This is a genomic window from Pedobacter sp. 22163, from assembly GCF_052045595.1.
Classification (GTDB): Bacteria; Bacteroidota; Bacteroidia; order Sphingobacteriales; family Sphingobacteriaceae; genus Pedobacter.
Map to the genome: position 1 here is coordinate 418,949 of NZ_JBQEPM010000005.1, position 14,358 is coordinate 433,306.

At 37.7% G+C, this 14,358-nt stretch carries 10 protein-coding genes; 6 read left to right on the top strand and 4 right to left on the bottom strand.

The genetic code is table 11. The features are described 5' to 3' along the window. Positions 1-43 precede the first annotated feature (43 nt). The 3 genes from ACTJKN_RS15720 to ACTJKN_RS15730 all read left to right on the top strand — a co-directional run bounded on the left by ACTJKN_RS15720 (position 44) and on the right by ACTJKN_RS15730 (position 6,013). Positions 44-4,036 carry a hybrid sensor histidine kinase/response regulator transcription factor gene (locus ACTJKN_RS15720; RefSeq protein WP_440826457.1) on the top strand — a complete coding sequence of 1,331 codons (3,993 nt, stop codon included), beginning with the start codon at positions 44-46 and terminating at the stop codon, positions 4,034-4,036. Between the two features lie 252 nt (positions 4,037-4,288). Then, a complete protein-coding gene (locus tag ACTJKN_RS15725) occupies positions 4,289-5,089 on the top strand; it encodes an SDR family NAD(P)-dependent oxidoreductase (protein WP_440826459.1) in 801 nt (266 codons plus the stop codon). A gap of 21 nt (positions 5,090-5,110) precedes the next feature. Beyond that, positions 5,111-6,013 (top strand): helix-turn-helix domain-containing protein, encoded by a 903-nt coding sequence (locus ACTJKN_RS15730; protein ID WP_440826461.1) that lies wholly within the window; start codon positions 5,111-5,113, stop codon positions 6,011-6,013. 437 nt (positions 6,014-6,450) lie between these two features. Here ACTJKN_RS15730 and ACTJKN_RS15735 read toward each other — a convergent pair whose 3' ends face one another. Both ACTJKN_RS15735 and ACTJKN_RS15740 read right to left on the bottom strand, forming a co-directional pair. After that, positions 6,451-7,353 (bottom strand): aromatic alcohol reductase, encoded by a 903-nt coding sequence (locus ACTJKN_RS15735; RefSeq protein WP_440826463.1) that lies wholly within the window; start codon positions 7,351-7,353, stop codon positions 6,451-6,453. 81 nt (positions 7,354-7,434) lie between these two features. Beyond that, on the bottom strand, positions 7,435-8,310 hold the full coding sequence (locus ACTJKN_RS15740) for a helix-turn-helix transcriptional regulator (RefSeq protein ID WP_440826464.1): 876 nt from the start codon (positions 8,308-8,310) through the stop codon (positions 7,435-7,437). Between the two features lie 790 nt (positions 8,311-9,100). On the opposite strand from ACTJKN_RS15740, the gene ACTJKN_RS15745 reads away from it, so the two are divergent. Next, a complete protein-coding gene (locus ACTJKN_RS15745) occupies positions 9,101-9,367 on the top strand; it encodes a hypothetical protein (protein WP_440826466.1) in 267 nt (88 codons plus the stop codon). Here ACTJKN_RS15745 and ACTJKN_RS15750 read toward each other — a convergent pair. Further along, positions 9,364-10,587, bottom strand: coding sequence for a tyrosine-type recombinase/integrase (locus ACTJKN_RS15750; protein WP_440826468.1), 1,224 nt, complete (start codon positions 10,585-10,587; stop codon positions 9,364-9,366). The two genes, ACTJKN_RS15745 and ACTJKN_RS15750, sit on opposite strands and share 4 nt — an antisense overlap. A gap of 198 nt (positions 10,588-10,785) precedes the next feature. On the opposite strand from ACTJKN_RS15750, the gene lat reads away from it, so the two are divergent. Further along, positions 10,786-12,117 carry an L-lysine 6-transaminase gene (gene lat / locus ACTJKN_RS15755; protein ID WP_440826470.1) on the top strand — a complete coding sequence of 444 codons (1,332 nt, stop codon included), beginning with the start codon at positions 10,786-10,788 and terminating at the stop codon, positions 12,115-12,117. A gap of 2 nt (positions 12,118-12,119) precedes the next feature. Beyond that, positions 12,120-12,524 (top strand): hypothetical protein, encoded by a 405-nt coding sequence (locus ACTJKN_RS15760; protein ID WP_440826472.1) that lies wholly within the window; start codon positions 12,120-12,122, stop codon positions 12,522-12,524. A gap of 417 nt (positions 12,525-12,941) precedes the next feature. Here ACTJKN_RS15760 and ACTJKN_RS15765 read toward each other — a convergent pair whose 3' ends face one another. Continuing rightward, on the bottom strand, positions 12,942-14,303 hold the full coding sequence (locus tag ACTJKN_RS15765; protein WP_440826474.1) for an acyl-CoA dehydrogenase family protein: 1,362 nt from the start codon (positions 14,301-14,303) through the stop codon (positions 12,942-12,944). Positions 14,304-14,358: the final 55 nt, after the last annotated feature.

Genomic DNA, 14,358 nt, shown 5'->3' on the forward strand with positions numbered 1-14,358 from the left:
TTATGCTGTCTAAGTTTATTGTTCGGAATTTGAGTTATATTTAATGATGTTTTTTTTCAAACAGCTTAACCAAATATTTGTCTGTATTACGTTTTTGTGTATCCACCAACAACTTTTTGGACAGGCATACACTTTCAGGCATTATCAGGTAGAATCAGGTCTTTCTTACAACTCGGTAATCTGCAGCCTTCAGGACATGAATGGCTTTATGTGGTTTGGCACCAAAAATGGTTTAAACCGGTTTGATGGATACCGGTTTAAGATTTTCCGTAATGATCCATCAAAACCTGAAAGCCTTGGGCATAATTTCATCCATTCCTTATTTGAAGACAACCGGGGTATGTTATGGGTGGGAACCCGAAAAGGTTTGTATAGATATAACCCAATAAAGGACACTTTTCATTTGATCGATGAGACCGGGGAGAAAGATATCAGTACGATATCAGTTGATGTTAAGGGCCGGGTGTGGTTTATTGCTAACAACACATTATTGCGGTATGATATCCATTCAAAAAAAATAAATGACTTCACTGGAGAGCAATATGGAGGAGCAACCTCATTGACTATTACCAGAGAAGGTGATATATGGGTATCCACAGCTCAGGGATATCTTCAAAAATATGGAATGGACTCTGATGGACATAAAGTCTATAGCACATTTGATGGGACGTCTTCCCCATTATCAAAATGGATCGAAAAGATTAAGGACACGGGAGATGGCCATATTATTATAGGAACATCAAATGATGGGGTAAAACTTTTTAGTATAACTGATCACACGACAAAGCAGCTACCTATGCGGAATACAGATGGGACAAATGTTTTTGCCAGGGATTTTTTGCAAAGAAGCCCGGAAGAATATTGGATCGCTAGCGAATCGGGAATATTCATCTATAACATTCGCACAAAAAAATATGATCAGTTGCGCAATAAGATAAATGACTTTTATACCATTTCAGACAATGCCGTGTATACAATTACCCGTGATAAGGAAGGAGGAATATGGTGTGGAACTTATTTTGGTGGGCTAAGCTATTACCCTCAGCAATACACCTCATTTGATAAATTCTATCCCGGAAGTGCTGGAAATAACCTTAAGGGTAACGCGGTTAGGGAAATTCTACAGGATAAAAACGGAAAACTCTGGATAGGCTCCGAGGACGCCGGACTGAACAGGTTCGATCCAAAAACAGGGATTTTTCACAATTTTATTCCTCAGGATGATGGTCAGGGTATTTCGCATTCCAATATACACGGCCTTGCAGTTAAAGGCAACAGACTCTGGATAGGCACTTTTGAACAAGGGCTGGATGTTATGGATATCAATACAAACCGTATAATTAAAAAATATAAAGCAGGGCCTGCACCGAATCAGCTAAAAAGTAACTTTATCGAAAGCCTGCTTGTAGATAGCAATGGAGAACTCCTGGTTGGAACTGCAACAGGTTTATACAAATATCGGGAAAGAAGTGATGATTTTATTTTATTAAATGAATTCCCTGGCAACAGGCATTATGCCGCATTACTGGAAAGCAAAGAAGGTATATTATGGGCAGGTACATTACGCGACGGTCTTTGGTTCTATAATAGAAAAAATAATCAATCCGGAAATTATTCTTTCAACAGTCAGGATAAAAACAGTTTAAGTAGCAATGAAATTAACGGACTTTTTCAGGATTCGATGCACAATCTCTGGGTAACGACCGAAGATGGGCTCTGCGTGCTGAAAAAGGGGGAGAAAATTTTCAAACGTTATACCACGGCAGATGGCTTCCCATCTAATATTTTTTACAAGATTTTGGAGGATAAAAACAGAAATTTATGGATCAGTACCTCGAAAGGCTTGGTATCATTTAACCAAAAAAGTGGAAAGATTATTACTTATACCAGATCTAGCGGCCTGTTAGGAGACCAATTTAATTATAATTCTGCCTTCAAGAATCCTGCAGGTCAGATGTATTTTGGAAGTGTAAAAGGAATGATTTCTTTTATGCCTGAACATTTCCGGGAAAACAAAACTGTTTCAAAAATATTTATTACTGGATTTCAGGTGGATAATGAGGAACTTACCTCCGGAGAAAAAAACTCACCTTTAGTTAGGCCTATCGATTTTACAGAGGAGATTAAACTGAATCACAATCAATCTAATTTCAGCATTGATTTTGCTGCGCTGGGTTTTACCTCACCGGCTATGACTGAATATGCATTTATGTTGAAAGGTCTTGATGATAAATGGACATACCTAAAGAGAAACAGAAAGGTTTATTTCACCAGTCTTCCACCCGGAAAATACGAGTTTTTAGTAAAAGCCTCTAATAATGGCAGAACGTGGAACAACCAAGTAAAATCATTAAAAATCATCATTACCCCTCCTTTTTGGCTCTCTACGATCGCTTTAACCTTCTACGGATTGATTGTTACATCAATAGTGATCGTACTTATCAAAGCCAATCACAAAAGGCTGTTGTCGCGCTATCAGAGAAAAATTGAGCGTTGGGAAGTGGAAAATGATAAGGAGCTATACCATGCAAAGATTAATTTTTTCACCCAGGTAACCCATGAAATAAGAACTCCACTTAGCCTCATTCATGGTCCTTTGGAAGAAGTGATCAGAATATCGGGGCGGTCTGCTGAAATTAGCTCCAATCTCCAGATCATGAAGCAAAATACCCATCGTCTCATTGAATTATGTAATCAGCTTCTCGATTTTAGAAAAACAGAACAGGAAGGTTTTAACCTCAGTTTTGTAAGCCTAGATGTAAATCAGCTGATGAGACAGACCTGCACAAGGTTTCAGCCCATAATCGACGAAAAAAAAATATCGTTGAATCTTGATCTGGATACAAATGCATTGGTAGTCTATGCCGATGCCGAAGCTTTAAATAAAATCATTAGTAATTTGCTTGATAACGCCCTGAAATATGCGTCCAAAGCTGTTTGGATCAAAATCCTATCCGATCAAGAAACATTCAACATACAATTCATCAATGATGGCCTTCCTATAGCTGAAAAATACAGAGAAAAGATATTTGAGCCTTTTTACCGCATAGAAGATGTTAAGGGCATAAGAGGTTCAGGAATTGGGCTTTCCCTGGCAAGGTCGCTTGCTGAATTACATGATGGCAGTTTATCTCTTGTTCTACAAAATGATAATTATACTCATTTTGAACTCAAGCTGCCCAAACGCCATAATCAAGAATATACAATGACTTATAAAAATGGGGCCTTCCCTGAATCAAGCGGGACAGGATCTAAAAAGTTAGCTTCTGATGCTCCCAACGTGTTGGTTGTTGAAGACAATGCAGACCTTCGAAAGTTCATAGTAAATATCTTAAATGAGGAGTTTAATGTGTTTGCAGTTGAAAATGGATTGATGGCTATGGACCTATTAAGGCAAACGAGTGTGCAGTTAATTATTAGCGACATCATCATGCCTGTAATGGATGGGTTGGAATTATGTAAAACGATAAAAGATAATGTTGATTATGCCCATATTCCTTTAATAATGCTAACAGCTAAAAGTAATCTGCAGACAAAAATTGAAGGGCTCGAGGCTGGCGCAGACGCATATATTGAGAAGCCATTTTCACCCAATCATCTGTTAACCCAAATATCAAACCTATTAAATGTAAGAGAAAAAATCCGAACACACTTTGCCCAGTCTCCGTTGGTCCATCTGAAAAGCATGGCCTATAATAAGGCTGATGAAGCTTTTCTCGACAAGCTAAATGATACGATTGTAAAAAATATGTCCGATACCACACTGGATGTTGATTTTCTGGCCGATGCTATGAATATGTCCAGGCCGACGCTTTACCGAAAAACAAAGGCCATATCAAATCTTTCACCACACGAGCTAGTGAACATAACCCGGCTTAAACATGCTGCATTATTACTAAGTGAAGGGCAGTTCAAGATTCTTAAAATTGCTGCGATTACAGGATTTAGTTCTCAAACGCAGTTTTCAAGAAGTTTTGCGAAACAGTTTAAAATGACTCCATCCGAATATGTTATTTCCATAAGGCAGCATGATTGACTAAAGGAGTAATTATCACCAGAAACAGATTGCCAAAAAGGACTTTCTTTTATGGTTTGCAAAGCCGTTTATCCATGTGCAGATAATCTACCTTGTAAAATTAAAAATTTTATAAGGTTTTGGCGCAGTAGAAGCTTGGCTCTTTAATGTGTGTTACTTCCTTATTCCGAGTTTTGAATACAAGATTCCGTCTTTCGCTTACACTTTGGAACTTTTAAAAATTGAACTTTGTCTCATAAAAATAGAAACGATATGAACGCGACTTTGATCACAGGTGCCTCAGACGGAATTGGTAAGGCAATAGCCTATCAATTCGCAGCAAAAAACCATAACTTAATGCTTGTAGCGAGAAACGAAAAAAAATTAGCCGAGCTTTGTATTGAACTTCACTTGAAGTATGCTATCACAGCCCAGTATATAGTGGCAGATCTGTATAAGACTGAAACGCCGCGGTTTATTTATGAAGAAACTATGAAGCGTGGGATAAACATAGATGTGCTCATAAACAATGCAGGAAAAGGGTCAAGCGGAGAATTTTATCAAAACGACTTAGGGGGTGAGTTGGAAATTATCCAGTTAAACAATTCTTGTTTGGTTTCGCTATCTCACTATTTTATAAAAGATATGATTGCTAAAAAGTCTGGAACGATCATAAATATAGCGTCGATGATTGCATTTATAGCGAGCCCTTATATGGCAGTATATGCAGGTTCCAAGCATTTTGTAAAAACATTCACTTATGCTTTGGCGGAAGAATGCCGACCATATAATGTAAATGTAATGTTGTTCAGTCCAGGGCTCACAACATCCAATTTCATGAATACAAAAGAAAATAATAATGAGTGGGGTAAGGCTGTTACGAGTAATAGCAACACGCAAACACCCGAGCAAGTGGCTGGGGAATTAATAACGGCTTTTGAAAAAAAGAAGGAATTTTGGGTATCTGGAAGTAAAAACAGATTATTTCAAAAAATATCCGCGATTTTGCCTCAAAGATTTATAGCAAAAACTATGGGTAGGCAAAAACGTAAACAGATGGGATTAATTAATTAACTTTAAAGGCACATATATAAGATGGAAACTGTTCATATTAAATCAATAACCCAATGCCACCAAAGTCTCCATATAGAAAAACCGAAACATCCATTATTCAGCATTTATAAATTTGAAGATATACCTCAGGTACACATAACAGAAAGGACGAAACTAATTTTTGATTATTACCAGATCGTATTTAAGAAAAACTGCCCCAACAAGATACAATATGGTCAAACAGCCTATGATTTTGATGAAGGTGTAATGTCTTATTTTTCTCCCCGGCAGGTAAGCATTGCCGAGCCCGGTGTTTTATTGCCTGTATCGGGATGGTCAATAAACATCAGCCCAGATTTTTTGGGCGGGTATGGACTTCATCAAGGAGTTCAAAGTTATGGTTTTTTTGAATATGAAGTAAATGAGGCCTTAATCCTGTCAGAAGATGAAGAGAAAGTAATGGAAAATATTCTTCTCCAGATTTGGAACGAATACCGTCTGCCCATAGATAGGTTCAGTCAGGACTTGGTTATTGCTAACCTGGAACTGTTGCTTACCTATAGCAACAGGTATTACAATCGCCAGTTTGTGGTGAGAAAGCCTGCAAATGACACCTTGCTTTCAAAGTTTAAAAAACTCTTAAATGATTATTTTGAGCATGAAATTGCAATAAACGGCTTACCAACAGTTCATGGGTTTGCAAGCGCGCTGAATCTTTCCGATAAATATTTTTCAGATGTGTTAAAACAACACTCAGGCCTAACAGCTCAGCAGCATATCCACGAAAAGCTCATTGACAAAGCCAAAGAAAAACTTTCCTCTACTGCTTTATCCATAAGTGAAATTGCTTATGCACTAGGTTTTCAATACCCACAATCATTCAGTAGTTTATTCAAATCCAAAACCAACCAGACGCCATTGGAATTCAGGGCAGGCTTAAGCTGATATGCAAAATAAATAAGTCAAATTAGAATATTTGAATTGTTGATAAATGCAATTTTTAATCAGCGTACCGGCAAGTATTTTGATTTTTGCAATTACAACTGTTACAGTCGAGCATTTGCTCAAATGAAAAATCCTCCAAGCCGCAAGGTTAAAGTTGGATTTATTAAGTGTATGCTTTTAGCGGAATCCCAGCGCCATTGCCATACATATCTTCATTACACTTTTCGCTCCATATTGAAGCAGCCTTCAACTTTACAGATTTATAGTCTTTTAAGCCACAAAGTAATATTAAATATTCGAGACCTGGATCAAATAATGAACCAGGCCTTTATTTTTAAATTAATCCTAAACCCGTACAAACTCATGTAGCACAACAGCTTTGAACACTTATAATGCTTCGAGATTCAATAAAGCTTTCGTGAGCAGAATTTGGGATTTTAAATAATTGCAACATGCGTGTTAGCCCATTGTACAATTCCAGTTGTGGGTATGTTGTTACGGTGATTGAACGTATCGTTCATAGGCCAAGTCACTCCAGGATGTGTAAATACTAAACGATAGCGGTTGAATACATCATCCGGATCATCATTCACCTTCTGCTCAAGGTAAGTGCGACTCCACAATACACGCTCAAAGCCTGTCTCGAACAAGCTTTCCATTTTATCTGCGATTTCCTGAAAGGTTACTGTATCACCAGAAACAAATACGACTTGGTCCAATACTTCTGGTTGATGGAACAAGATCGCAACTGTAACGGTACCGATATCCTCACACGAAGTTAAAGTTAAGGAATGTTGCCAATCACCCAGCGCGTGGATAACCTTTTTAGATAAGTTAATCACGCCGAACTCTTCACGAAACAAGAAGCTAGTGATCATCCCTGTAGACACAATTACCCAACTTGTTTTATTTTGTGCTCTAAGCAGATCCCTAACATCAAGCTGTTCATCAAAAACCGGCTGTGCACTCCCACGGCCAATCTTATCGTAATCAGCGCCAAATTGCCAAGGTACATATCTTCTTATTCCACCCTCCAAGACCGCTTTTGTAATTTTTACCTGCATACCGGCCCCGATTGAAAATCCACTGCAACATATTACTGTATCATATTTCCCAAAAATGCTTGCTAGATTTTCAATGCTTTCCGACACCAAATCCACTGCTTCAATGGCGAGACCGATAAATCTTGACTGGAGCGTGCTTCCATTACCGGCACTCGAAGACTGAACCAATGCACCAATAGTGAACTGTTGTTGGGTTGTTGCTATATAGTTATAAAGACTGTCTAACATGGCGATTCCTACTTCGCCCGTACCGATAACTAAAAATGATTTTTCCATAGCTATATTAAATTTTGCACAAAGCTATAGTAGCGGCGAAGATGTTTATGTACAAAAAAACGGCAAAAAGTTGCAAAAAAACTATCTGGTCCTGTATTGGACAGGGGTATAACCCGTTAGTCTCTTATAAAAGTTTTGGAAATGTGAAGTCTCCAGAAAACGCATGCACCAGCCAATTTCCTTGACACTGAGACTAGTATGTCTCAGAAGCACATTGGCCTCCTCTATGATTCTATCCTGAATGATAGCTTGCGTAGTCCTACCCATTGAAGCTTTTAATACTTTATTAAGATTGTCTACGGTGGTGTTGAGTAGTTCTGCATAATAGGAAGGAGATTTACTTTCAAGTATATTATCCAAATTGATGTCATAGAACGCATTTTCCAGGGTTTTTAGAAAACGTTCATTAAGGCGTTCCTCACCTGTAGGCCCAAAATTATAAAAATTCTCATCGAGTTTCTGTACATAATGAATTACATCTAAAATGCGGTTTCTGATTAATTGTTCTTTGTATGGATAGGCTGATCCGTGCTCATTTTGTATCTGTTCAAATAAAATCATCAAATCATCATATCGGAGTTTGGATAGCGGCTTTACATAAATGTCATTGCTTTGAAAAATAGGTAGTGTGGCTAAACTAAACTTGCTCGTCCCCCTAAGAAAAGTATCGCTAAAGACACAATACTGCCCTTCAAATTTCTCATCACTCGTCGTAAATGAAAACCTTGAGAATGGGTCACTAAAAATAATATTACATCCTGAGATAGGGATTTGGATTGCTTTGGATTGGTAAACGGCATTTCCACTTACAAGGGCAATTTTATAAAAAGGTTTCCTTTGAAGCCGTTCACAAGCAGAAAGATCTTTTTGGAGATCTTTCCATAATAAGAAATCAAAATGTCCTAGAAAGCCATCTTCAGTAGGATGGTGTCCATTAACGTATTGATTATAAAACATATTAATTTCCGAGCTAATCATCCTAATCTAAGTTGCTAGTATCATAAGTCCATAACAAAGGTAGTTTATGATACCTTTAACATTGTTACTTCAGTGCAAGAATTTTCACGGCACCCGTAACTTCGAGCACGTGCCAGTATAGAAGGTATTATTACTGAAAATGCAATTTATATTAAAAACCCATCTTATTATTTTCTCAAATAACGATACTTAAAATAAAAAACACAATGAATTCCAGAGAAATTAAATTGGGTGACATATTGTTAGCGGTTCATCAAGAAATCAAAAATTGGTATCACCAAATCATTTTCATTTCTGGAATCTCTGTATATGATTTTGTAGGTGGGGATGATTATACATGACTGAAAAAGATTCCCCCCTTTAAAATAATCTATAGCCTGCAATTTACCGAAGGATGAATAGGTCAAAGCTATTATGGTAAAAAAGCTATTTTACAATTGGACTTTTCCTTAATGGATGAGAGACCGGGTAACAGACTGAGATGCATTCAGAAAATCGTTTTTGTCTTTCATGGTCGCTCTCCCGGTAAAGGTAATGCGTGCCGCAGGTGTATACATTTACTTCTCCCAGTTACCCAACGAACTGCGATTGCTAAGATGATATCGCAATTTAAAACAACCATATGCCTTGACTGGTAATGCAAGCCGCAATTGATCCCTCTTTTGATGCTTTTCCACCGAACTCGATTCTCAATAAAAACTTCACACTTTTTTGATGTTGTCAAAAAATCGAGAACAAAGCCACTATTTTTATACCAAAATATTTCGTAATGAGAAAAAAATACGATGACAGGGGACAAAATTCAACAATGTCAGAAAAATGCGAAGATGAACAAATCCAAACTGGAGAAATCGAATTGTTAAAAAAATTACTATTTCGAATCTGGGGAGTTACCGAGATCCTTCAATGTGATGTTGGCTTTTTAAAGAAATTGTACACAACCCCGAAGAGATCAAAGAAACAAGATACTAACAGAGAAGATCGAAAGGCTTCAGTTAAACACAAACTTTTGACCAGAAAACGGAAACTGGATTAAAACCCAACCTTTCCATCTATTTTGATCACCTCCCTGTTAAGCTTTGATTTGACATAATCCTGGGTTTGGGTTATAGAGGCATGTCTCGCCATCTTGGAAAGCTTCTCTATACCTACTGCTTCCAGGCTCTCGTAATTACCAGTATGCTTTAGCGCGTAAAGTTTAAGGTTCTTTGAAAGTTTAAAATCCTCCCTGAATCTCCACCATCGGTTGCTCAGGAATTGCTTGCCTCTCTGTACTGCACCCGGCTTGTAGTGTCCGCCGAAAAGAAAATTGGATTCATCGCCTTTATCTCCGATATATTGTTCCAAAAGATCAAGCATGTCTGTTCTTAGCTGAAACTTTGCCATTAGTCCATTTTTTGTACCATTTATGGTCCGTTCCCTTTCTATGACCTTTTCAGGAATTGTTAGCTCACCCTTTTCCCAGTTTATCCAGCTAATTTTAATTCTCAACTGTTCAGCTTCGCGGATATTATATTCAAAGAGAAACTTACATGCTATTAGAAGATCACGATAATTGGGAGTACTCACCAATAATTCCCTCACCATTTGCAGTTCCTCAGGTTCAAATATTTCAAATCGTGTTTTTAAGTTTTTGGTTTTATATTTAAATGCGACTGAACATGGATTGTAGGTAATAACCCGTTCATGATAAAGGAATTTATAGAAAAAATTCAGCCGATACAGATAGGAATTGTAGGTAACTGGTGATAAGCCTCTTTTCCTTTCCATAGTACGCATAAAGAGATTAATATCGTTAACGGTAAAATGTGAAGGCTTCTGCATATACACATTGTTCTTTTTAAGAAAGTCGGAATAGAAGTTAAACAAGAAGACAGTTGTTTTGAGTTCTTCTTGACCAATTATTCCGTTTTCAAGATCAAGAGTCCGCAGTTGTATCCAGGACCTAATACACTCCCCTGTTTTGCTCTGACTGGTAAGTTTGATATAGTCTGGATAGGTGTCACTTATGGGATTCCAACCTGCCGTCAAAAGTTCAATCATTGCTTCAATTAAGGTGTTAGCCTGCTCGGTATAGATTTTTTTTGACGCATATCTGTCAATTCCTGTGCTTTTTTTTATGTTCTTGTTTTTTCCCGTTTCCGGGTTCAAAAATGAAAAATGCACCTCTATCTTGTTATTTGAGTCTATTTTCTTCGGAACATATAGCTTGAACTCGATATCGTTCCATGTTTTCAAAACCTTCGTTGATTTCATTTAAACGCACATTAGTTTTTCCCCTTGTTTTTCCCCTAAGTTAAAAAATATGTATATAAATAGCAAATAATGGGGTATTTTTTATAAATCATACAATAAACGTTTTAAACCTATTTTTTATGTAAAATGCTCAAAAAGTGCTTAAATTTTGATTTTAGGCACATTTAACTAAATTTGAATTATACCAAAACCAAATTTATGTATCAATTAACAGTACCTGCAGATCGCGTTAACGAATCGTTAAGTAAGCACATTTTGGCCGATGGTTTCGACCTGACTTATGATATGGAAAAAAGTCATGGTGCTTACATTTACGATGCTAAACACAACAGAACTTTACTCGATTTTTTCACTTGTTTTGCTTCCGTTCCTTTAGGTTATAACCACCCTAAAATGATCAATGATGAAGCGTTTAAAAAAAATCTTCTTCTCGCTGCATTAGCCAATCCATCGAACTCTGATGTTTACACCCAGCAGTATGCACAATTTGTTGAAACATTTTCTAAAGTCGGTATTCCTGATTACCTGCCACATGCTTTTTTTATTGCAGGTGGAGGCTTAGCAGTAGAAAATGCAATTAAGGTAGCCATGGACTGGAAAGTTCAAAAAAACTTTGCAAAAGGATATACTGAAGAAAAAGGTTTTAAGGTTTTACACTTCGAAAGGGCTTTTCATGGCAGAACCGGCTATACTTTAAGCTTAACCAATACCCTACCCGATAAAACCAAGTGGTTTGCCAAATTCGATTGGCCAAGAGTGGCTGTTCCGGAAGTTAAATTTCCACTTTCGGGAAATAATTTAAATCATGCCATTCAAACCGAAGAAACATCTTTAGCACAGATCAAAAAAGCCTTTGCAGATAATAAAGACGATATCTGTGCTATAATTGTAGAGCCAATCCAATCTGAAGGTGGAGATAATCACCTGCGTGAAGAATTTTTGATCCAACTTAAGGCTTTGGCCGATGAAAATGATGCCTTTTTGATTTATGACGAAGTACAAACCGGCGTTGGGTTAACAGGTAAATTCTGGTGCCATCAACATTTTAGTGAAAAAGCTCGACCAGATATCATCGCTTTTGGAAAAAAAATGCAGGTTTGCGGTATCCTTGTCGGCAATAAGGTAGACGAAATTGAAACTAATGTATTTAAAGTGCCAAGTCGTATTAACTCAACATGGGGAGGCAATTTGGTTGATATGGTTCGTTCAACGCAGATCTTACAAATTGTAGAAGAAGATCAGCTTTGTGAGAATGCTGAAAAAGTGGGTACTTACTTGAGAGATCAACTAGAAAACCTATCGCATAAATTTGATCAAATGACAAATGTTCGTGGCAGAGGTTTGTTGTGTTCTTTTGATTTCCCTACAAAAGAAATGCGCAATGCATTTATTGGCAAAGGATTGGAAAACAATGTGATGTTTTTAGGTTGTGGTGAAAAAACGATACGCTTTCGCCCGGCACTTTGCATTGAGCAAAAACATATTGACGAAGGCTTGACGGTTATGAAAAAAATATTGCCTTTATTGTAGGCATGAATAGAAAATCGTTCGTTTATTTCTTAGTTGCAGGTATTTTAGTATTGATTTTTTTCATGGTTAAGGCTGTTTTTGATCAGCCTGGGATTGAGGACATGAAAGCCGGTTTTAAAGAAGTTACCAAGTATAGAAATGCAAACAATACTGGTCCGGTACAGCGGATTTATATCGTTACGGTTAAAGATTCGGTATGGAAAGAAATGGAAGATTATGGCAATTTAATGCCCCATACCAAATACGGCAATACGAAAGTTTATTTCTTTATGCAAAACGGAAATATTCCAAATACATTACAGCCTGGAGCAATAAACTTCGATCCATCTTTTAACAAAAACTGTATTGCTTTATTTGAAAAAAGTGCAATGAGCCAGACAGCGTTTAATAAATATCCGTATCAATAGAAGTGTAAAACTTGAAAGGGATATCCAAAAATATTTAGTCTTATTGATTTGGAAATGAAGGGTTCTGTGTACTTGGCATTTTCAGTCCCGCTTTCCCTCCTGCCAATTTGAAGGAAATCGGCATCCATTCCAATCGGGTTTATGAACAATGTTTTGTGCCTTGAAAAGAAACCGCTGTTCAGTAAACCTGACAGCAGCGGCAGCTCCCGACTTTTCGTCGGGACTACAGCGAATGGCAGGACTACAGCACCTATGAAATGCTGACATTCGTTTCCTAACCCTAAAAATCCTGCTATTTATCATACTATATCAGCCTTCGACTACGCCCAGAATGGCAAGCAACTAATTACCCCAGCTCAAAACTCACGAAGTTTCCCATGCACATTAGCCCTTTAAACTTCGTGAGTTTCTCCTGCTCTAAACGAAAGCAGAAAATCCCGTTATAGCTCTACCTACAATCAAGGTATTTATCTCTTTTGTGCCTTCGTACGAATAAATTGCTTCAGCATCGGCCACAAAACGCGCTACATTATATTCCAGTAAAATACCATTTCCACCCATCACCTCTCTTGCTTTACTGACCACATCACGTGTACGTAACGAACAGAATACCTTTGCTAACGAAGCGTGTTCGTCTTTCAACAAGCCCTGATCCTGCAATTGTGACAGCCTAAAACATAATGTTTGCATGGCCGTCAAATTAGACAACATCTCAACTAAATGGTTTTGAATCAATTGAAAAGATGCAATAGGTTTACCAAACTGTTTTCGGGTGCGGGTATAATCCAATGCATTTTCGTAAGCACCACGGGCGCAACCAACAGCCTGCCAGGCTACCCCTGCCCTTGTCATTTGCAACACCTTTGCTGTATCTTTAAATGAGTTTGCATTTTGCAGGCGGTCTGTTTCTTCTACCTCACAGTTGGTTAAGGTGATAATTCCATTCTGCACAATCCTAAGAGCCATTTTATCCTGCATTTTTTCTACGGCAAAACCCGGATTATCTTTTTTTACAATAAAGCCCTTCACTTCTCCACTCTCTTCATCTCGTGCCCAAATAATTAAGATATCGGCGAAAGTGGCGTTACCGATCCATTTTTTCTGACCATTTAAAATCCATTTACCATCTATTTTTTTACAGGTTGTGGTTAAGCCTCCAGCCGCTGCTGAGCCAACTTCCGGCTCGGTTAGCCCAAATGCACCAATAATTTTAAATTGCTGCATTAATGGCAACCACTGCTGTTTTTGCTCTTCCGATCCACATAAATAGATCGATCCCATAGCCAAACCACTCTGTACGCCAAAAAAAGTTGAAATTGAGGTATCTATCCGAGCCATTTCCATCGCTAAAATCCCTTCCATCAAATTCGATTTCCCAGGACAGCCATAACCTTTATAGGTTAAGCCACAGATATTAAGCTCAGCAAGTTTTGGGATAATTTCGAAAGGAAACTCGGCTTTGTTCCAGTAATGGTTTACAATGGGTTTTACTTCTTTTTCTAAAAAAGCACGCACTTTTAACTGGAGTTCGCGATCCTCATCCTTGAGCGCTTCGTCGCCCAAATGATAAAAATCACCTTCAATTGGGGGTAATTCTCGCTTTTTACCCGATCCACCCATCATTTTCATCATCCCCTGAATCTGTTTATCATCCAGATTGGATATGGTTTCGACCATTTTGGGTAAATCGACTTTTTTCGATAAAGCTTCTAACTTATCGAAATCTACATGTTTAAAAAGATTGTACGCGTTTTTGAGAGAAGAGAATATATTCGCCATTATTATTCGTTTTGAGAATAACAAACGAAGGGCGGTTTTGTTGGACTGCGGATTT